We start from the raw sequence: 22021 nt of genomic DNA, 5'->3' as shown, positions 1-22021 counted from the left end.
TCAATATCTACAGTTTTCAAGGTTCAATTGAGCCTTATTTATTTGACTCGTTTTTCCATACATCATTTGACACTATCCTTTACGCCATATTGCTCGTAATATGCATCAATTGCTGCTTTTAATGTGTCATCTATGATGATTTTTCCTTTGTAAGGCCTGTTGTACAAGTGCTCTACAACCTCGGCCATCGTCACGATCGCCGTCGTCTCCAGCCCGTATGTTTCCTGAATCTCAGCCAGTGCGCTCTTGCTTCCCTGTCCGCGCTCCATGCGGTCTACTGAAACAACAAGCCCGATTGGGGATACGTCTCCCTGTGCTTTGATAATCGGCAGTGTCTCCTGAATGGAAGTCCCCGCAGTAGTGACATCCTCGATAATCACAACTTTGTCTTTGTCCTGTATCGGGCTGCCAAGCAGGATTCCCTTGTCCCCGTGATCCTTCACTTCTTTTCTGTTTGAGCAGTAGCGGATCTCTTTTCCGTAAAACTCGCTGATAGCCATCGTTGCAGCCACGGTCAGCGGGATTCCTTTGTATGCCGGTCCGAATAATACATCAAAATCAAAGCCAAACTTCTGCTCAATTGCCTTTGCGTAGTATTCACCTAACTTTCTCAGCTGTGTACCTGTGCGGTAAAATCCTGTATTTACAAAAAACGGCGTCTTCCTGCCGCTTTTTGTTACAAAGTCTCCGAATTTCAGAACCTCACAGTCGATCATAAACTCGATAAATTCCTGCTTGTACTGTTCCATATGTTATTAACCTCCGTATTTGCAGGGCTTGCTGCCCTCTTCATGATTTTTTAATCTCAGCCGCATGGTTTTAACTCTGCCGCTCCAGTGTTTTGAAAATTGCTCTGCGTTTTCTCATCGATGCCTTTTTCCTCAAAAGCGGAATAAGTGCAAGTAAATTTCTTTACAATTTTACCACACCTTCCATATATTTTCAATTAAGGAATCAGCGGTACGCAGAAATTAAACAGGAGCAGTTACTGTTCAGACGTTACTTTTTACATCCCAGCCAACATCTAAATCGGGAGTTAGTGACGCGCTTTAGCCGCGGCACGGATGGGGACGCTCCATGAAGGGATCGCCGAAAGCCTCCCGGAGAACATCCATGTCCTTTCGAAAACGCGGCCGCAGGCCTAAGAAATTCTAGGCGGGAAACAGCCTTGAAAATGGAGCACCACTGACACATCACGAGAAATCCGATGATTTCTCGCGCTGGGTCAGCTGATTTTTGGATTCGGAATCCAAAAATCTCTCCATTTTCAGAGCTGTTTCCCAACAAGAATTTCTAAGGTCCGCTTTGAGCGTTTATGAAAGGACATGGATGTTCTCCGGAAGGCTTTCGGCGATCCCTTCATGGAGCTGGTTCATCCGACCGGCAGGAAAAGGCACGTTCCTAAGGAGGGCCTCAAGCGTGGGAAGCTTATGGTATTGAATTGGCGTAACGCTCTTATCCCAGCAAGTTTTATAAAAAGCTTTGGCTTACTTTAAAGTCATTTGCCAATTCAGTTAAAAATATGCTTAATAACTTAGCGCTAATATAAAAGTTCCATCAATTCTGTCCCATCCGCTGCAACCGCACGGAACCCCTCCGGGGAACGAGCTCTGAACTACCGTTTGGACTCACCTTGTCATTTGCGTCCCCCCAAAAATTCAGGCTCTTAACTGCTTCATTCGGGACATGATGCCCGCAGGCTGACCGCCGTCAGTGTCTGTGCATTTTGTATCATATCCATAGGTGTTCCGGTAAATACGACCTCACCGCCGTTTTTTCCTCCATCGGGGCCTATGTCAATGATCCAGTCCGCCTGCTTCATTACATCGAGATTGTGCTCAATGACCACCAGAGTGTTGCCCCGGCATACGATGGTATCAAATAGTTTTAACAGATTCTGGATGTCTGACATATGCAGGCCTGTGGTCGGCTCATCCATTACGATTATACTTCCCTTTTTCCCCAGGTTCTTCGCCAGTTTGATTCTCTGGCGCTCGCCGCCGGACAGTGTGCCAAGCGGCTGTCCTAACTTCAGGTAGGATAATCCCACCTGCTGCATGACTTTTAGGTGCTTCCTGATTCTGGCGTCCTCAAACACTTCCATTGCCTCGGAAGCGGTCAGTCCCAGCAGTTCAACGATATTCTTTCCTTTATAAGTGCAGGCAAGCGCTTCTTCGTTATAGCGCAGTCCGCCGCATGCCTCGCATTCTGTGACAATCGGATCCATATATGCAAGCTCAGTCACAATAACACCTTTGCCGCCGCACACCGGGCAAGCCCCGGCGGAGTTAAAGCTGAACAGACCGTCCGGTTTGCCGTTTTCCTGCGCCAGCAGCTTTCTTATCCGATCAAAAAAGCCGAGAAATGAGGCCGGGGTAGACCGGTTCGTTGCCGTGATCGGCCCCTGGTCTATCATCACGATATCCTTTTCGTACTGCTTCGCAAACACCCGGGAAATCAAGGTGCTCTTGCCCGAACCGGCGACTCCGGTCACAACGGTCATAATCCCCAGCGGTATGTCCACATCCACATGCTTCAGATTATGCAGACAGGCCCCCCGGACCGGCAGGCTTCCCGACTGCCGTCGCGGTTCCTGTTTCACGGGGAGGGAACCAAGCATCGCATCGCCTGTCAGAGTACCGGACTTCAATAAGTCCGGATAACTGCCGGCAAATACAATTTCCCCTCCATGTTGTCCCGCCTGCGGGCCAACATCTATCACATAGTCTGCAATTGATATGACATCCTTGTCATGCTCAACCACAAGAACCGTATTTCCCTTATCACGAAGCTGCTTCAACAGGTTATTCATGCGGTAAACATCGCGCGGATGCATCCCGGCGCTTGGTTCATCAAAAATATAGGTCATTCCGGTCAGACTGCTGCCCATATACCGGACCAGCTTGAGCCGCTGGGCCTCCCCTCCGGACAGGGATGGCGTATCCCGATTCAGATGCAGATAAGGCAGCCCGATCTCTATCATCCTGTCCAGCCCTTCTACAAGCGTCTGAACCAGCAGCCCTACTGTTGAATCCGTGATCTGCGTAAGGACTTCCCGAAGCTGGGTCAGCTCCATCCCACACATATCCGCAATCGAATATCCGTTTATCTTACAACTCAGGGCGGCTTCATTCAACCGTTTGCCGTGGCAATCGGTACACTCCACCTCCGTTACCAGAGTCTGCGCCTTTTCCTGGGTGTGTTTGCTTTTGCTGCTGATGTCCCGGTTTAATAGCGTTTTCGTATATTTGTGGTACAATCCGGTTACTTTCGGATTTTCCGGCTCCCCTTTTCCGTCACGGGAACCATATAGAAGAAGGTTGTACTCCTCCCGGGAATACTCCTTTACAGGCTTGTCAAGATCGAATAGCCCTGACTTTGCATACTGCTTCCAGTACCATGAGCCGGGTGCATATAACGTATCCTTAATGCAGCCTTCCTTCCACGACTTATCAGGGTCAATCATGGCTTCAATATCCACCTTTGTGATCTTTCCCAGGCCGGAACAGGTCTTGCACATTCCGTTGGGGTCATTAAAAGAAAAGTAGGACGCCGTCCCCGCATAGGGCTGTCCGATTCTCGAAAACAACAGCCGCAGGCTGGAATACAGTCCGCTGATCGTTCCCACCGTTGACCGCGCATTCCCGCCCAGGGGAGACTGGTCTACTACCACAGAAGCGGTTAGATTATCAATTCGTTCCACAGCCGGTTTGGGATACTTCGGCAGCCTGGACCTAACAAATGCCGGATAGGTAGCGTTCATCTGCCGCTGCGATTCAGCGGCAATGGTATCGAAAACGATGCTGGATTTCCCCGAACCGGATACTCCGGTAAACACCGTGATTTTTTCTTTTGGGATCGTAAATGTAACATGTTTCAAATTATTTTGAGTAAGCCCATGAACCATGATATCTTCCATATAATTACACCTCTTTTAATCAGATTATAATAGGAAATAATGGGCTTTCCTTAGAGCGTGTACTTGCACACAAATCTACGGTTAAACCACAAAATAAAGTATATCATAATAAAATTAAGATAGCCACCGTCCATTTTTCATCCTGCACTGTATGGGATCTTCAGGATTCCATTGTATTCCCCCTACTCTTCTGTCTCAAAAGTTACTTCTGCGGTGCCTCCTGTTTTCTTACTGCTATTTGCGTTATTTTCCCCGGATACCTCCTGTCCAGTCCCGGAAATGCCCTGCGCCGCTTCTTCCTGTATCAAAACATTTTTATTGTTTTCGCAGGTACGCCCCCCACCACAGTATTCTCAGGTACATCTTTTGTGACCACTGCCCCGGCAGCAATGACCGCGCCGTCACCAATACTGACTCCCGCCAGAACAGTTGCATTTGCCCCTATCCAGACATTTTTACCAATAGAAATGGGCGCTGGTATCAAGTCCGCCCTATATTCCGGATCCAGATTGTGGTTCAGAGTCGCAAGCACCACATTGTGCCCGATCAAGGAGCCGTCGCCGATGGTAATTCCTCCCTGATCCTGGAATTTGCATCCCGCATTAAAAAACACATGTTTCCCGATGGTCAGGTTCTTCCCACAGTCCGTATAAAAGGGCGGAAATAAACAAAAGGATTCCTCTATCGGTTTTCCTGTCAGCTGCTCCATAATCGCCCTGATTTCTTCCGGCGTGTGGTAACTTCCATTTAGTTCCGCCGTCAGGCGCAGAGCTTCCTGTGACAGGCAATGCATCTTCCTGCTGACGTCCGACTTAGCAGGTATATATTTTCCACTGTCCATATATTCTATAAATTCTTTTACGTCTATCATTTTTCAATCTCCATTTTCGTTATAATTTCAGTTAAGCCGGCGTCCCAGACAAAGCCCTGTCACCGGACACTTATTCTGCTTATGCTTCCTTTCCCATCTTTTTTCCTCTCATTTTCTATTTAACAACGGTCTGCCCGAATCTTGAACTTATTATTTATTGTAGAGCACCTCGTATATGTTTTTTCAAGATTGTGAGTATATCGCTGCTATTCACAGGACCGTGTATAGCAGCGATATATCTGCTCTGTGTATAGTATAAATCAGTCGCATGATAATAACAAATACTTATATTTAATCGATATGTATAGTTGAAGGCTATTTATCTTTATGTTAAACTAAACAACTAAACAAACCGAACTACATACAAGACCAATACCTTGCGACCATCGTCAAATGAATAAGTTTTTATTTAGGAGGTCATCATATGGAACTAAGAGTTCTGCAATATTTTCTTGCAATTGCAAGGGAACAAAGTATCGTCCGGGCTGCGCAGTCACTGCATCTTTCGCAGCCAACACTTTCTACCCAGATTAAGAACTTAGAAGAAGAACTTGGTAAGCAATTACTGATACGCGGCACAAAAGGCTCGCGTAAGATAACGCTTACTGAAGAAGGTATGATTTTACGAAAACGTGCCGAAGAGATCTTAGATTTAGTAGCGAAAACAGAAAAAGAGGTTACCTTTACCGATGATATTGTTATGGGTGATATTTATATCGGTACCGGCGAGACAGATGCGGTACGAATTTTAGCGAAAACTGCCAGAGCCTTGCAGAATACGTATCCCGGCATTCACTACCACATTTCCAGCGGCAACTCCACCTTCGTAATGGAACGCCTGGATAAAGGTCTGCTGGACTTCGGCATCATATTTGGGACGGTTGATTTGACGAAATACAATGCTCTCAGATTGCCGGCAAAAGATGTCTGGGGAGTTCTAATGCGAAAAGATTTCCCCCTCGCATCAAAAAGTGCAATATCGCCTCAGGACTTATGGGATAAACCATTGATCATCTCCCAGCAGGAAGACAAAGGCGGAAAACTGCTCCAATGGCTAAAACATCCGGAGTCTGATTTGAACATCGTCGCCACTTATAATCTTATTTTTAATGCCTCCCTGCTTGTAGATGAAGGGCTGGGATATGCCATTGGTTTTGACAAGATCATCAATACTTCCGGAAATAGTAACCTCTGCTTCCGTCCACTAAAGCCCGGGCTGGAGGATGAAATGAATATTATTTGGAAGAAATACCAGATATTTTCTAAGCCTGCCGAGAAATTCATAGCCAAACTGCAGGAACTTTTAAATACGGATGGAATTTGACTATTTTGTATTCAAAGGGGTCTGCCCCTTCTGCAGAGGGTTCTGCTCCCTTTGCAGAAGGGGCAGGCCCCTCCTTTTATTTAACGATTCCCACCATCTCACTAAGGTTCTCGATGTGATATTTTTCCATATACCGTTCAATCCCCTCTACAATTTCCACGGTAGCCGCCGGATTGAAAAAGTTGGCTGTTCCTATGGATACAGCCGCAGCGCCTGCCAGGATGAACTCAATAGCATCCTCATAAGTAGCAATTCCCCCCATTCCGATTACCGGAACTTTTACGGCATTGGCTGCCTGATAGACCATGCGCAGGGCGATGGGCTTTATCGCAGGCCCCGATACGCCCCCGGTTTTATTGGCAAGGGCAAATGCCTGTTTATCGATGTCGATCTTCATACCTGTCAGCGTATTGATCAGGGAGAGTACATCCGCCCCGCCTGCCTCTGCCGCTTTTGCCGTCTCTGTGATGTCTGTCACATTCGGGCTCAGTTTCATAATAACAGGCTGCCTGGCACGTTTTTTCACTTCTCTCGTAATGTCCTCGACAGCTTTTGGATTCTGTCCGAAGGCAATACCTCCCGCTTTTACGTTCGGGCAGGAAATATTGATTTCCAGAAGATCTACCGGCTCATCTGCCAGCCGCTCCACAACTTCACAATATTCTTCCGTTGTCTTTCCGCATACATTTACAATAATCTTAGTGTCAAACTTCTTTAAAAACGGAATGTCCCGCTCGCAGAAGACATCAATCCCCGGGTTTTGAAGTCCGATTGCGTTCATCATGCCCCCATGCGTCTCTGCGATTCTGGGCGTTGGATTTCCCGGCCACGGTACGTTTGCCACGCCCTTTGTTACCACCGCGCCGAGGCGGTTCAGATCTACAAACTCGCTGTACTCTTCCCCCGAACCGAAAGTCCCGGAAGCCGTCATGACCGGATTCTTCAATTCCACACCGGCAAGGTTCACTGTTGTATTCATTAGATTTCCACCTCCGTCGATAAGAATACCGGCCCATCTTTGCAGACACGCTTATTGTGTACATGGCTGTGGCCATCGATCTCTTTTGACTGACATACGCATGCCAGGCACGCCCCGATTCCGCAGGCCATACGCTCCTCCATAGATACATAGCATACGATATTATTTTCTTCGGCATACTGCTTGATTGCCCGGAGCATGGGGGACGGTCCGCATGCGTATATAATCTCCGCAGCAAGCGCATTTTCGGCAATGGCATCCATGACATTTCCCTTTGTTCCCGCACTTCCATCCTCTGTGGCAATATACAGGCGGCCCTGATGTTTGAATTCCTCTGTCAGAAACTGCTCGTCACGGTATCCCATGACCATCACCTTTTCACCAGGCATCTGCTTTGCCAGCTCCAGCATGGGCGGCACACCGATACCGCCTCCGATTAAGACGGCTTTTCTGCCCGCCGCTTCATTGACAGGAAAACCATTTCCCAGAGGACCCAGAATATCAATCCGGTCTCCCTCCGATAGTTTAGAGAACTGTTGTGTCCCTGTACCATCTCCGGTTACACGGTATACAACACGGATCTGATTCTTCTCTTTCTCTATCTCACACAGGCTGATGGGGCGGGGCAGCAGCTTGCTCCCGTCCTTTGTATACATAGAAATAAACTGACCAGGCACTGCCAGAGTCGCAATCTTTTCTGTCTGTATCCACATACTGTAGATATCTGCGGCGATACACTGCTGAGATACAATCAGGGCCGATTCCTTTTGTTTATTAGACATTCTTTTACTCCTTTTCCGTAGCAGCTCAGACAGGACTGAACTGTTACCCTTTTATGGACAGCACCCATTATTTCAGGGCCTGTCACTTTTGTATTACTTCCATATCTTTCTGCCTATCTGCCTTGTAAAGCTCCCTGAATATCTGCTGTCATCGCTTCTACCGCAGCCCTTGACGCATCCCCAAAGTTTTCTGCGCCATATGCCGCATAGGCCTCCTGCTTATATGCTGCGATAATACCGCGGGAAGAGTTCACAATTGCGCCCAGCCCGTCCTCATTAAAGAAGTGAACCAGATCCTTGCCCTGCCCTCCCTGAGCACCGTATCCCGGCACCAGGATATAGGCTTTCGGCATCACTTTACGGAGCACTTTTCCCATCTCCGGATAAGTAGCGCCCACTACCGCACCGATATAGCTGTATTCTCCGCCCATGCACTGTGCGCCCCACTCGGCAACTTTTTCACCGACCAGCTCGTAAAGCGGCCTGCCGTCAATCAACTGATCCTGGAACTCACCGCTGGACGGATTGGAAGTTTTCACGAGAATAAACAGGCCCTTTTTCTCAGCCTTACATATGTCTATAAAGGGGTTCACGCCATCGGAGCCAAGGTAGGGATTCACGGTCGCAAAGTCCTCATCAAAGGGCAGATATTCCCTGCTTCCCACCTTCACTTTTCCAAGGTGACCCACGGCATAGGCTGCAGAAGTAGAGCCAATATCGCCCCGTTTAATATCCCCGATCACGACCAGGTCTTTTTCCTTACAGTAATCGACCGTCTTCTTAAAAGCCATCAGTCCCGGAACGCCAAACTGCTCATACATCGCAATCTGAGGCTTCACAGCCGGAATCAGGTCATACGTCTTGTCCACTATCTCCTTATTAAACTGCCAGATCGCCTCCGCAGCCCCTTCCAGAGTCTCACCAAACTCCTCAAAAGCACGCTTCTGGATATGTTCCGGAATGTAGTTCAACATGGGATCCAGTCCGACCACGATCGGAGCGCCCGTCTTCTTAATCTTACTTACCAGCTTGTTAATCATGAAAAAACCTCCTCAATTATCTGAATGTTCTGAAAAATCGCCTTTTCTTTCGTTTTAAGTTGGCTTGAACAACCTCATTATTATAACGGAAAGGTGATTTTTTTGTATAACAAACACCTCGCACCCGCATAGCGGGTGGTTAATATTTCGTTACTGTTCAGACCGTGCCGTGCACCTCGCTGCACGGCATCGGGCCGATGAAGTGATGGTCTCGGGGCATCTGCCCCTCGCCGTAGGCGACTTTAAATGGGCAGATGCCGTTACTGTGCACGCCCGTAGGGTGTGAACAGTAACAATATTCCACATGCTTTGCGTGCTCAACAGGATCACGCCTCCGTTTTTTATCTGGTATATACAATTCGTCCATCAACGATGGTACAACATACCTCTCCCTTGACCGGATATCCATCAAACGGGGTGTTCTTCCCCTTAGAAAGAAACGTATTTTTATCGATTCTGTATTCTGCAGAAGGATCAAAGATGACAATGTCTGCGGTCTTTCCCTCAGACACAGAGCCTTTGTCCTCCAGGCCCAGTATCCGGGCCGGATTATAACTCATCTTCTCGACCATCTGCATGATTGTCAGAACGCCCTTTTCGACCAGCTCTGTGTATGTCAGGCAGGCGGATGTCTCCAATCCGACGATCCCGAATGCGGCTTTTTCCATGGGGAGATTTTTCTCTTTTTCCGCATGGGGTGCGTGATCGGTAGAAATCACATCCATGATGCCGCTTTTCAGCCCTTCTCTCAGAGCTTCTACATCCTCCGGTGCACGCAGCGGCGGATTCATCTTATATTGTCCGTGATTCTCGCGGATGTCTTCTGTAGACAGAATAAAATGATGCGGGCATACTTCCCCTGTTACCGGCAGCCCGTCTTTTTTGGCCGCGGCTATCATTCTGACGCTGTCCGCCGTGGAACAATGGCAGAGGTGCAGGCGCACTCCTGTTTCCTTCGCCAGAAGAATGTCTCGGGCTACGATGACATCTTCAACGGCATTCGTAATTCCCTTCACTCCAAGTGAATCCGCCTTGGACCCGGCATTCATAACGCCGCCTTCTACCATCGTAATGTCTTCGCAATGTGCAAAAACAGATATATTATTTTCTTTGGCCAGTTTCATCCCTTTTCGGTACAAAGAGACATTCATGACCGACCTGCCGTCCTCACTGATCGCATGGCATCCGGCCTCCGCCATTCCTTTGATATCCGCCAGTTCCTTTCCGGCTTCTCCTTTTGTAACAGCCCCAAGCTGGATCACATGAACCGGAGATTCTTTTGCAGCTCTTTGATGTACGTCTGCAACCATCTCTTTTGTGTCCGCTATGGGCTTTGTATTCGGCATCGCGCACACCGTGGTCACTCCGCCCCTGGCCGCTGCCCGGCCGCCTGTCTCCAGTGTTTCTTTATGGGTCAGCCCGGGATCGCGCAGATGCACATGCAGGTCTATGAAGCCAGGCATGACGTAACAGCCTGATGCATCAATCGTCTGATCCGCAGTGTCCCGGATATCTTTTGCAACTTTCACGATCTTGTCACCTTCTGTCAGAACATCACTGATACCGTCCAGTCCTGTCAGAGGATCTAATACATGTCCGTTTTGAATCAAAAGTTTCATATAGTCTTGTCCTTCCTATCAATAATTGCTGCAATACTGCATACGGATTTATAATACCACAAACGGCGCAGAGAGTACAATCCTTGTCTACACATGGAACTTTTTATGCATCTCTTCCCGGAATTCTTTTCCTTTAAATATAACAAGGGCCGCCAGAAACAAAAAGCACGCCACCACACAGATGGAACACACAAGCTGGAACTTCACCACGCCAGTCAGCAGCAGAATCAGCGGGAGCAGTACCCCGTACCCGGCTGCCATCACAAAATAGATCATATATTCTCTTGCCGTGTTCCTCTGCACCTTTGTAATAATAAACATAGAAAGCAGTATCACCATACAGACAGCCGGAAGCACATAATCCACAGACCATCCGTGCCAGCCCGTAAAAACGTCCCACAAAATACAGCCCACCGAAACGATAATCAGCTGCCACATAGCATTCTTCATCAAGTTATACCGCTTCACAAAACCAATCGCCAGAGCCAGCCACATACTGGCAATTCCGGCCGCCGTAAAAATAGGCCAGCGGATATCCGGATGAAAATTAAAATCAGCGGCCACAAAGCCTACCGCTGCTGCCAGACACACGAAAGAGAAAAAGCGGAAAACCTTCAGCTCCATCTTTCCCGGCGCGTCTGGCTGCGGAAATTCCGGCTCAATCTTCTCCACAGTAATTCCCTGTTCCTTTAGTATGCGGTAAAAGTTCCTCTGAATATTCAAGGTATCGAACCTGGATGTAAATCCAAGGGAAAGCTTGTCTCCAAAAGAGCACATACATAACTCCAGCTTAGGTGTACTTGTATATACTCCGAAGCGGTCTATATAAGGCTCATACTCCCCTGGCATCCTGACTGCACTCATATTGGAAAAAATAGCCGTCACATCCCGCTCCGCATATCTGGCCCCGGCCCGGATGCCCAGATTCTTTAGTTCCAGAGGCGCCAGCCTGAGAATCGGATGCATCTCCAGTGCGATCAGCTCATTCATATGCTCCGCCACACGCTCCGTCGTAAGCTCCTCTGCAAAATATTCCTTTACATGCTGCAGTACAGCTTCAAAACTTCCCTCTCCTGTTCCAAAATGATATCCCGGTTCAATCCAGTTAAAGAAATTCAGCATGGAATCAGAAAGGAAAAACTTCCGCAGATTTACAGGCACCATCAATACAACCGGATGGTTCTCCTGCTGTTTCGACATTTCCTGGTGAATTGCCATCAGAAATACACTTGTCAGAAATACGGTCATCGATACCCCGAGTTCTCTCGAACGTCCAAGCACCTCTTTCACCGAGACCACCGCCTCATTCACCTGGAGCCGACCGATTTCCTTCCTGGGTTTCTTCAGCTGATGCGCTTTTGGTTTTTTTACCTTCTTCTTTTTTACTTCTGTATAATACTGTGAAAAGCTGTCGCTCTCCTGATCCTGGATCGTGACGTTCTCATCTAAAAGAGGAACATCCGCAAGCCCCTCCTCTTTGTGGGTTATATACAAATAATTCTTCACAAGCTCTTTTAAGAATTCTGTAGCGCCCGTCCCGTCTGTCAGCGCATGAAACACTTCAAAATTAATCCTGCGTCCATAGTAGGTCACTTCAAACAACAGCGATTTTTTATCCCGCACATACAGGCAGCTGCACGGTTCCTTGTACTCTTCACGCACTACAGGCCTGAGCCTGCTCTTTTCCAGGTAATGCCAGAACAGCCCCTTGCGCATAACTGATAAAAATACGGGATACGTAACAACCGTTCTGTCCAGCGCCTCCTGAAGCCGCTCCCCGTTTATCTCCTCCTTCAAAACACAATAGAACCGGAACACCCTGGTGTCCTTTTTATTACTCGTAGCTGAAAATAATTTTGCCGCATTATCCAGCTTTCTCCAATACGCCCGTTTCTGCTGCACACTTTACACCCCCTGAGCTGGTTCATATCCCAAAAATTCATTAATCCGGTCAAAGCTCTCCTGCACATGAAAGTTTTTGATGCCCAGGGCAAAATAGCCGTGCAGGGCATCCTTGATCCTGCAGATCTCCACCTTGTTGCCGGCCGCCTTCAGCTTCTCCCCATATGCCTCCCCCTCATCTCTCAGGGGATCATATTCGGCCGTAATTACAAGCGTATCCGGCTGATTTGTCAAGTCTTCCGCCAGTATCGGTGCAAAGTAAGGATTTCTTTTGTCCTCCTCGCATGAAGCATAAAGTTCAATATAATCCCGCATCTTTCCCGCTGTAAGCAGATAATCCGTCCCGTTCTCCCGCACGGACTCAAATGGCGAATTCTCTGTATAGTCGCTGTTGACTGCCGGATAGATCAGCACCTGGCGCCTGGGAAGGAATTCGCCCCTGTCCCTCGCCAGAAGAGACAGCGCCGCCGCCAGATTCCCCCCGGCACTGTCCCCGATCAGTGTAATATCATCCGGGTTTACATTCAGAATAAACTGTTTCATAAATACAGCCCTTGCCGCCGCATAACAGTCCTCCAGACCAATCGGAAACTTATTCTCCGGAGCCAGCCTGTAATCCACAGAGACCACAACATGCTCCGTGGCATTCGCAAGCCTGGCGCAGATACGGTCATAATTATCCACACTCTCTGTCACCCAGCCGCCGCCGTGGATAAGCAGCATCACCTTATGCAGTATGGGGCCTGTATTCTTAAAGGCCTTTTCATTTGGGAAAAATATCCTCGTCGGCACCTCGTACCCGTCATTATAAATCTTATAGTCAATCTTCTTATAAAAAATCTTCATCGGATCCAGCCTTTTCAGATCCGCCAGATGCCGTGAAGCCTCCACTTCAATTCCATCAAAAGAAAGCGCCTTTAGTATCATTCTTGCCGTATTATTAATTGCCATTCATCTCTCCTATCGTACCCGGCTGAAACTGCAGGAAATTCTGCAGCTGCCTGAGGCATCCTTTGTTTTCTATTATTATAAGTGAAGACTGGAAGAATCACAATAGTATTTGTGAATGCACTATGGGAACCGCTCCTAAGCCGTTACGCTTCACACCCCAGCCAACATCTAAATCGGGAGTTAGTTAACGAGCTTTAGACTCGTTGACGAATGGCGGACTCACCTCGTCATTCGCTGTTGCATCCAAACGGTAGTTAAGAGCTCATTCCCCAGAGGGGCTCTCGTACGGTAGCAACGGATGGAACAGAATTGGTGATTCGTTTATATAAGTGTAAGTGTTAGATCGCCTTGTTACCCGTAAATATACTGGATTTAATGGGGACATAAAAGTCCCGCCAATTCAATACCATACGCTGCCCCCGTTTGAGGCTCCTCCTTAGAAACGAGCCTTTACCTGCCGGTTGGATGCGCCAGCTCCATGAAGGGATAGCTGAAAGCCTCCCGGAGAACATCCATGTCCTTTCAAAAACGCTCAAAGCGAACCTTAGAAATTCTTGGTGGGAAACAGCCCGGAAAATGGAGAGATTTTTGGATTCCGAATCCAAAAATCAGCTGACCCAGCGCGAGAAATCATCGGATTTCTCGTGATGTGTCAGTGGTGCTCCATTTTCAGGGCTGTTTCCCGCCTAGAATTTCTTAGGTCCGCGGCCGCGTTTTTGAAAGGACATGGATGTTCTCCGGGAGGCTTTCGGCTATCCCTTTATGGAGCGTCCCCATCCGCGCCGAGACTAAAGCTCGCCACTAAATCCCGATTTACTGATAATTCCCGGGGTGTGAAATGTACCCCTAAGCCAATTCAAAAGCCCCGGTATACAGCTGATAGTATTTGCCATGCTTTTGTATGAGTTCCTGATGGCTTCCTCTTTCTATGATTTCTCCCAGTTCCAGTACCATGATTACGTCTGAATTCTGCACGGTGGAAAGTCTGTGTGCGATGACGAATACGGTGCGGCCTTTCATGAGCGCATCCATGCCGCGCTGTACGATGGCCTCGGTTCTGGTGTCTATGGAGGAAGTGGCCTCATCCAGGATCATGACCGGCGGATCTGCTACGGCGGCTCTTGCGATGGAGATCAGCTGGCGCTGGCCTTGTGACAAGCCGCTGCCATCCCCGGAAAGTACGGTGTCGTATCCTTCCGGCAGCATACGGATAAATCCGTCCGCGTTGGCGCGTTTTGCAGCCGCGATACATTCTTCATCCGTTGCATCCAGTTTGCCGTACCTTAGGTTCTCCATGACAGTTCCGGTGAACAGGTTGACATCCTGGAGTACGATACCCAGGGAACGGCGCAGATCGGACTTACGGATTTTGTTGATATTGATACCATCATAACGGATCTTGCCGTCAGCAATGTCATAAAACCGGTTGATCAGATTTGTGATTGTGGTCTTGCCCGCGCCGGTTGCGCCGACAAATGCCACTTTCTGGCCCGGTTCGGCATACAGTGTAATATTGTGGAGAACCATTTTATTCTCTTCGTAGCCAAAGTCCACGTCAAACATCTTCACCTCCCCTTTGAGTTCGGTGTAGGTCAGGGTACCGTCCTCGTGGGGGTGTTTCCATGCCCACAGGCCGGTGCGCCCGGGCGTCTCTGTAAGAACGCCGTTTTCGTATTTTGCATTTACCAGTGTTACATATCCATTGTCTGTTTCACTTTCCTCATCAATCAGCTGGAAGATACGCCTTGCGCCCGCCAGTGCCATGATGATCGCGCTCAGCTGTTGTGACACCTGCCCCAGCGGCTGGATAAAGCTTCTGGAAAGCTGCAAAAAGGAGGCGATCATTCCCAGCGTAATGACGCCCACGCCGGCCAGACTGACATTCGTCACACCCCATATTCCCAGGGCGCCGCCCACAATCGCTATCAGAACATACAGAATATAGCCCAGATTGTTCATGATCGGCATGAGGATATTCGCATAGGTATTGGCCTGTGATGCCTCTCCGAAAAGTTTTTCGTTCTTTTCATCAAACATTTCCTTTGCCTTTTCCTCGTGGCAGAATACCTTTACAACCTTTTGCCCGTTAATCATTTCCTCGATATAACCATTGACATCTCCAATGGATTCCTGCTGCCTCACAAAATACTTGCCGCTGTTTCCGGCCACCTTTTTAACCACCTGAAGGATAATCGCCACAAATACCAGCACAAACAAGGTCATCCATATACTGATGGAAAGCATGGCAATAAACACGGCTGCGATGGTAATGACAGAGGAAAAAAGCTGCGGGACACTCTGCGACATCATCTGGCGCAGTGTGTCTGTGTCATTCGTATAATGGCTCATCACGTCCCCATGGGAATGTGTGTCAAAATATTTGATCGGCAGGGTCTGCATATGGGAAAACATTTCATCCCGGATATCCTTTAATATGCTCTGAGATATCACCGCCATGAACCGGTTATAAAACAGCGTGGCGAGCACACCGATCAGGTAGATGCCGCCCATCATAATCATCACCCTGAGCAGCCCGCTGAAATCCGGCACTGCCTGCACGAGCAGAGGGGTAATATAATCATCGATCAAGGTCTCTAAAAACAGGGCGGCCAGTACGCTTGCCCCTGCGCTCACCAATATACAGATCAGTACAAATACAAACCTGGCTTTATATTGTTTCAGATAAGAAAGCAGACGTTTTAGCGTCTGCATATCCAGCTGCTGTTTTTTCTTGCTCTTATTCATCTTCACTGCCTCCCTTCTGCTGAGATTCGAAGACTTCTTTATAGATTGCATTGCTTCGGAGCAGCTCCTCGTGGCTGCCGAATCCGTCGATTTTCCCGTCATCCAGTACGATGATTTTATCCGCATCCTGGACAGAGGAAATTCTCTGCGCAATGATGATCTTTGTAGTGTCCGGTATCTCTTCCCTGAAAGCCTTCCGGATCAGTGCGTCCGTCTTTGTATCCACTGCGCTGGTGGAATCATCCAGAATCAGTATCTTCGGCTTTTTCAAAAGCGCCCTTGCGATACAAAGCCTCTGTTTCTGGCCGCCGGATACATTGGAGCCGCCCTGTTCAATATGCGTGTCATACCCATCCGGAAATCTCCGGACAAAATCATCGGCCTGAGCAAGCTGACAGGCATGGATCAGTTCCTCATCCGACGCATGTTCATTTCCCCAGCGCAGGTTTTCCTTAATCGTACCGGAAAACAATTCATTCTTCTGCAACACCATAGCCACCTGATTCCGTAATACTTCAATGTCATAATTCCGGACATCAACACCTCCGACTTTCAGCACACCCTCTGTCACATCATAAAGTCTCGGGATGAGCTGAACAAGCGTGGACTTGGATGACCCGGTGCCGCCGATAATACCGATTGTCTCTCCTGAGGCTATCTTCAGGTTAATGTCACTCAGGCACATCTTATTAGCCTTCCTTGAATAACTAAAGGAAACATCTTCATATTCAATGGAACCGTCCGGCACTTCCATAACCGGATTCTCCCCGTTCTGAAGGTCGCTTGTTTCCGTCAGAATTTCTGCAATTCGTTCTGCAGATGCTTTGGACATCGTGATCATAACAAATACCATAGAAAGCATCATCAGGCTCATTAATACTTGTGTTGTATAAGTAAACAGACTCATCAGGCCGCCTGTACTCAGTCCTGCATCCGGATTGCCGCCGCTTGCTATGATCAGTCTGGCCCCAAACCAGGAAAAGACCAACATACAGGCGTACATGCAGAACTGCATCAGAGGCATATTAAAAGCAAGTGTTTTCTCAGCTTTTGAAAAATCCCTGTATATCTTCTCGGAAATATTCCGGAACTTTCCATTTTCATAATCCTCACGCACAAAGGATTTTACAACACGGATTCCCCGCACGTTTTCCTGTACCACATTGTTCAGTTTGTCGTATGTCTTAAATACCCTTCTGAAAATGGGATGCACTCTCGTCATAATCAGATACAAACCAATTCCCAAAATCGGCACACAGATGAGAAATACGACAGACAGCTCTGCGCTTACCCTGATCGCACAGAACAGGGAAAAGATCAGCATAACCGGCGCCCTCATGGCCATACGTATGGTCATCTGATAGGCGTTCTGCACATTTGTGACATCCGTTGTCAGCCTTGTTACAATACTGGATGTGGAAAATTTATCAATATTAGAAAATGAAAAATTCTGTACATTATAGTACATATCCTTCCGGAGGTTCTTTGCCAGCCCTGCAGAAGCATGTGCCGCCGTTTTACCGGCCGCCGCCCCGAAAAACAGGGAAAAAAATGCTGCAATCAGAAGAAAAACCCCCGTTTTTCCAATATAGCCCATGTCCCCTTTGTCGATCCCATAGTCAATCAGATTCGCCATCATCAGCGGAATTATGACTTCCAGCAAGACTTCCAGCGAAACCAATATGGGCGTCAGAATGGAATCTCTTTTATACTCTCTAATACTTTTTGCCAATGTTTTTACCATGTCTAAACCTCCTCGTCCCAATTTGTCAGACATCAAACAATCAGTGGATAGTATAAGCCGGCACAGGCCGGCTTATATTTCAGATACATTTTTTCTTATTCGTTCAATATACGAGTAGAACTGCTCCAGTTCTTTCTCTGAAAAGCCTTTTGTAATCTGACGCTCTATGGCATCCCTGTCTGCTTCCATCCCTTTCGAGATTTCGATTGCTTCCGGCGTCAGAACCAGCTTCTTCAGTCTGGCATCTTCGGGTACGCTCTCCCTGACAATGAACCCCTTTTCCTCCATCAGGTTCAATACCTTGGAGGCCGTGGAACGGGTGATATTGAACTCAGCCTCCAGATCTTTCTGGTAGACTGGCTTCGGAGACTTCTTCCGAATATAATCAATAATCCATCCGTTCGAACCCGTAAGACGGCAAAAAGCCGACTTCTGTATCTTGCTGTCAATCAGTCTTTTGATCTGATTATCCAGTGCCCGTATCTCGATTCCGATATATCTTTTTGTTCTCATCATAACCCCTGCTCATATATTATTCTGCAGCTATGCTGCAGACCTTCCCGCAGAGCATGCATTACGGGATGCCCTTTGGGTATACATTATTCTGCGGCTATGCCGCAGACCCGCCCGCAGGGCATGTGTTACGTTGTGCCCTTTCGGTATAGTTCTATCATCAACTGTCCTACCTGCAACTGTTTGACATAGAACATAATACTGCTTTGTAATTGAGATGTCAATAGTTGATCCAAAATTAACCAAAATTTCAAACAAAAGACTTGGTTTATCTTGAGGAAAGAACTATAATACATCAAAGCGCCTGTGTTATAATGAAAGCTGTTATCTAATAAATTTCAACATCAAAATACAGAGGAAAAAGTAGAATGATTCATAATAATAAGCAGTTTAATATGTTCCCCTCTCATGCGGGACTGAGAGAATACATACTGAATTACAACATCGTATTTCCGGAGAATGATACATTCACAACTCGGTATACACTTATGCCCAACGCCTGCGGGACGTTGTCGCTTTCTTTCGATGGAACCGATGTCATAGCCGAACTATGGGGAGCATCCGTGGCTCCTGTATTATTAGGGACGGAGCCAAATCGTTACCGTGTCATGCTGCTTGTTCAGCTTTCCCCCTGTGGTTTGTATCAGATCACCCGCCAAAACCAGGCGGAGTTTGCCGGCAAACGGATGCCGCTTTCTGACATCGACTGTGAACTGTTCCATTCGCTGCATCAGGCGTTTGTCATGTCAAAGACTATCATAGATCTGGTAAATGCCTGTGATAATATTCTTTATAGGCGCATGGATAAACGCGTTATATCTAATGCTTTGTTGTTAGCAGCAACCGTAATTTCCAACAGCCATGGACAAGCACAGGTGAAAGAAACCGCCCGGCAGTCCGGCTATAGTGAACGTCAGCTGAACCGCTTATTTCTTGCGCAAATCGGAATGAGTATCAAAAACTATGCGCGATTAACCCGTTTCAACTATGTGCTAAAGCACATACATAAATCTCACTGTATGCTGGCAGAATTATCACAGAAAGCAGGATATTTCGACCAGGCCCACTTTGATAAAGATTTCAAAGCGATCAGTGGACTTACCCCGCAATCTTATATAAAAACTATGTCTGATTTTTACTATGACGGAATGGAGATGTATCATACAATGTCCTCAAAGGAGGAATAAATCATGAAATATCAAGGTTGTTTATTAGCAGTCAGGGACATTTCCGTCTCTAAAAACTTTTATGAAAAGGTGCTTCATCAAAACTCCATAATGGATATCGGCGTACATGTAACCTATGAAGGCTTTTCGCTGCAGCAAGGGTATGCCGAACTCGTTGGTATCGAAACCGAAAGCGTGAAAGAAAGATCTCACAACTTTCAGGTCTATTTTGAAGTGGAGGACTTAGACAAAGTGTACGCCGAGACGAGAGACATCCCCGGCCTGCAGTGGGTCCATGAGATTAAAGAATACCCGTGGGGACAGCGCAACATCCGGATCTATGATCCGGACCTGCATATCGTGGAGATTGCAGAGGATATGAATACGGTTTTCAAACGCTTTTTCAGTCAGGGAATGTCTGCAGAAGAAATTGCCGAGCGAACCATGTTCCCTCTTGAGGCCGTAAAACAGTATGCGCCTTGTGATGCGGTATAACGCATGGGGTAGTACAGCAGTGCACTGCTGTACTAGGAAACCAGCCTGGCAAATATAAGCCGCAGGTCATCTTGCCGGTAAGATCGGATTTTAACCGCCTTACCGCAGGATGCCTGCGGCTTATTTTCTTAATAGAATCTCTATCTGCTATCAGACTGAAAGCTTTTTGCTAATCCCTCCCGATACCAGAGGATCAAGATTTATATCAATGCTTTCTATATGCCCCAATCCCCAGTGCTGCGGGACCGGTATGACACCCAATACTGAGCATCAGCGGGCTGTGGGTGATCTCCTCCCCCGGAAATTCCTCCTGCATCTGAGCGATCCAATGTTCCAGTACTTCCGGCTCCATGGCGGTATTGGCAATCCCAAACATCAGCTGATGGCTGTCGTACAGTCCCTTCAGCCTGGTAGATACATCGTTATGTAACGCCTTGCACATGGTGCGGAATGCCGTCTTCATGCCCCTTACCTTTGCATATGCATCCAGTTTGTCACCCTGGATGGTAAGCACCGGTTTAATATTGAGCACGCTTCCGATCGCTGCTCCCGCTGCCGTTACTCTTCCGCCCTTTTTCAGATATTCCAGGGTATCCACGGCAATATAAATCGTTGCATCCATAGCTTCGGCCTCTAAAGTCTCTTTAATCTGTGCTCCGCTCATCCCCTGCTCTGCCATGCACATCGCATCTTTCACCGACTGAATCTGTGTAATAGAAATCCGGCGGTTATTCACGACATGTACCCGCCCTTCAAATTCCTGTGCGAATATACTTGCACTCTGGCAGGAATTACTGAGGGCGCTGGACATCGGAATATAGACGATCTCCTCATGTTTTTTAAGAAGCCGGTACCACATCTCCATCACTTCTCCGGGCGCGGGCTGGGAAGATGTCACAGACGCGCCCTTCGCCTGGAGATCGTAAAATGTGTCCGCTGTAATATCCACGCCCTCCAGATATGTCTTTCCATCAATCTGGATGGGCATCGGAACAACCGTAATTCCCATCTCCCTGCCCTCTTCTGGCAGAATTCCGCAATTGCTGTCCGTCATAATTGCAATATCCGGCATAATCTTCATCCTTTCAATTCTTTTCACAACTATAAGCCAGCCCATTCACCGAATCCGCATATCTGTTCCATTACCTAAGCAGAGTTACTGTGCACGCCCGAAGGATATGAACTGTTACAACAACTAAACAGATACACTGATATACGGTAAGCTGACACGTTGACCATTATTTTAACACGTGTTAAAATTATAGCAAATGCGGAATTTGATAACAACTTACAGTATTTTATTTTTGTTAGTTATTTATACAGATTGGAGAAATTGTAAATTATTATGGAAGACAGACGAATCAGAAAAACCAAAAAGAATCTGAAAACCACCCTTATTTCCATGCTGTCAGACATGCCCTTTGAGCAGGTATCCATCACAGAGCTGTGCAGCCGGGCGGACACAAGCCGGATCACCTTTTATACCCACTACAGCGATAAGTACGCCCTGGTTGACGATATTTTCCAGGATATGATCCGGGAGGGAACCGCTGTTTATGAAGAAATGCAGGCGGCCAACAACCCTTCAGCCAGTCCGGTCATCAGCTACTGCAATGTATTGGACAGCATTATGAAGCTATACTACAAGAACCATAACTTTTTCCGCCATACCATCCCTGATGAGAATCCCTATCTGGCATTTGCCTTTTACAACTATGTATTGGAGACCATAGAAACGCACACAAACAAAGAAAGCCGGGTCCTCAGCCTCCGGTATTCCCCCAAGAAAATCGCAGGATTCTTATGCTATGGCATTGTAGGTTTTATTAACGAAGGGCATGCGGAAAATATCTCAAGGGAGAAAAATATTGCGGAAGCCCGGGAACTGCTTACCCGAATTCTGGAATCCGATATTTTGACCACCGATTCACTCTAAACCGAAAAATTTACCCAAAAGGGGTATCAAGTTAC

The 22021-nt window shown here is 47.5% G+C and carries 17 protein-coding genes; 4 read left to right on the top strand and 13 right to left on the bottom strand.

What is annotated here, in order from left to right; all coding sequences use genetic code 11:
- Positions 1–62: 62 nt before the first annotated feature.
- The 3 genes from pyrE to GKG43_RS13515 form a co-directional block, all read right to left on the bottom strand.
- Positions 63–749 (bottom strand): orotate phosphoribosyltransferase, encoded by a 687-nt coding sequence (pyrE, locus tag GKG43_RS13525; protein ID WP_129879197.1) that lies wholly within the window; start codon positions 747–749, stop codon positions 63–65.
- A 926-nt stretch (positions 750–1675) separates the two neighbouring features.
- Positions 1676–3919, bottom strand: a complete 2244-nt coding sequence (locus GKG43_RS13520) for an excinuclease ABC subunit UvrA (RefSeq protein WP_050641593.1) — start codon at positions 3917–3919, stop codon at positions 1676–1678.
- A 304-nt stretch (positions 3920–4223) separates the two neighbouring features.
- On the bottom strand, positions 4224–4787 hold the full coding sequence (locus GKG43_RS13515) for a sugar O-acetyltransferase (RefSeq protein ID WP_174518397.1): 564 nt from the start codon (positions 4785–4787) through the stop codon (positions 4224–4226).
- Between the two features lie 427 nt (positions 4788–5214).
- Here GKG43_RS13515 and GKG43_RS13510 point away from each other — a divergent pair, with 427 nt between their 5' ends.
- Positions 5215–6114, top strand: a complete 900-nt coding sequence (locus GKG43_RS13510) for a LysR family transcriptional regulator (RefSeq protein ID WP_055150880.1) — start codon at positions 5215–5217, stop codon at positions 6112–6114.
- 76 nt (positions 6115–6190) lie between these two features.
- Here GKG43_RS13510 and GKG43_RS13505 read toward each other — a convergent pair whose 3' ends face one another.
- The 9 genes from GKG43_RS13505 to GKG43_RS13465 form a co-directional block, all read right to left on the bottom strand.
- Positions 6191–7093, bottom strand: coding sequence for a dihydroorotate dehydrogenase (locus GKG43_RS13505; protein WP_050641596.1), 903 nt, complete (start codon positions 7091–7093; stop codon positions 6191–6193).
- Positions 7093–7875: a dihydroorotate dehydrogenase electron transfer subunit gene (locus GKG43_RS13500; RefSeq protein ID WP_055150883.1), complete on the bottom strand. Its 783-nt coding sequence runs from the start codon at positions 7873–7875 to the stop codon at positions 7093–7095. Before GKG43_RS13500 ends, GKG43_RS13505 begins: the two co-directional genes overlap by 1 nt.
- Positions 7876–7988: 113 nt before the next feature.
- Entirely contained in the window at positions 7989–8915 is a 927-nt protein-coding gene (pyrF, locus tag GKG43_RS13495) for an orotidine-5'-phosphate decarboxylase (protein WP_055150886.1), read from the bottom strand.
- A 341-nt stretch (positions 8916–9256) separates the two neighbouring features.
- Positions 9257–10534: a dihydroorotase gene (locus GKG43_RS13490; RefSeq protein ID WP_055150889.1), complete on the bottom strand. Its 1278-nt coding sequence runs from the start codon at positions 10532–10534 to the stop codon at positions 9257–9259.
- 87 nt (positions 10535–10621) lie between these two features.
- Entirely contained in the window at positions 10622–12436 is a 1815-nt protein-coding gene (locus GKG43_RS13485) for a DUF6320 domain-containing protein (RefSeq protein WP_055150892.1), read from the bottom strand.
- A 3-nt stretch (positions 12437–12439) separates the two neighbouring features.
- Positions 12440–13387, bottom strand: coding sequence for an alpha/beta hydrolase (locus GKG43_RS13480; RefSeq protein ID WP_055150895.1), 948 nt, complete (start codon positions 13385–13387; stop codon positions 12440–12442).
- Positions 13388–14233: 846 nt separating this feature from the next.
- Positions 14234–16132: an ABC transporter ATP-binding protein gene (locus GKG43_RS13475; protein WP_050641602.1), complete on the bottom strand. Its 1899-nt coding sequence runs from the start codon at positions 16130–16132 to the stop codon at positions 14234–14236.
- On the bottom strand, positions 16125–17876 hold the full coding sequence (locus GKG43_RS13470) for an ABC transporter ATP-binding protein (RefSeq protein ID WP_050641603.1): 1752 nt from the start codon (positions 17874–17876) through the stop codon (positions 16125–16127). Before GKG43_RS13470 ends, GKG43_RS13475 begins: the two co-directional genes overlap by 8 nt.
- A gap of 72 nt (positions 17877–17948) precedes the next feature.
- Entirely contained in the window at positions 17949–18389 is a 441-nt protein-coding gene (locus GKG43_RS13465; protein WP_055154967.1) for a MarR family transcriptional regulator, read from the bottom strand.
- A gap of 368 nt (positions 18390–18757) precedes the next feature.
- Between GKG43_RS13465 and GKG43_RS13460 the strand changes: the two genes are divergently transcribed.
- On the top strand, positions 18758–19576 hold the full coding sequence (locus GKG43_RS13460) for an AraC family transcriptional regulator (RefSeq protein ID WP_050641605.1): 819 nt from the start codon (positions 18758–18760) through the stop codon (positions 19574–19576).
- A gap of 3 nt (positions 19577–19579) precedes the next feature.
- Positions 19580–20050: a VOC family protein gene (locus tag GKG43_RS13455; RefSeq protein ID WP_055154968.1), complete on the top strand. Its 471-nt coding sequence runs from the start codon at positions 19580–19582 to the stop codon at positions 20048–20050.
- 205 nt (positions 20051–20255) lie between these two features.
- Here GKG43_RS13455 and GKG43_RS13450 read toward each other — a convergent pair whose 3' ends face one another.
- Positions 20256–21149: a DegV family protein gene (locus GKG43_RS13450; RefSeq protein ID WP_330377745.1), complete on the bottom strand. Its 894-nt coding sequence runs from the start codon at positions 21147–21149 to the stop codon at positions 20256–20258.
- A 246-nt stretch (positions 21150–21395) separates the two neighbouring features.
- On the opposite strand from GKG43_RS13450, the gene GKG43_RS13445 reads away from it, so the two are divergent.
- Complete coding sequence (locus GKG43_RS13445) at positions 21396–21986, top strand: TetR family transcriptional regulator (protein ID WP_055154969.1); 591 nt, start codon at positions 21396–21398, stop codon at positions 21984–21986.
- Positions 21987–22021: the final 35 nt, after the last annotated feature.

It is taken from the genome of Eubacterium sp. BIOML-A2 (assembly GCF_009680135.1).
Classification (GTDB): domain Bacteria; phylum Bacillota; class Clostridia; order Lachnospirales; family Lachnospiraceae; genus Faecalicatena; species Faecalicatena contortus_B.
The sequence above is the reverse complement of the archived record's forward strand: the minus strand, read 5'-3'. Positions and strand labels throughout refer to the sequence as shown.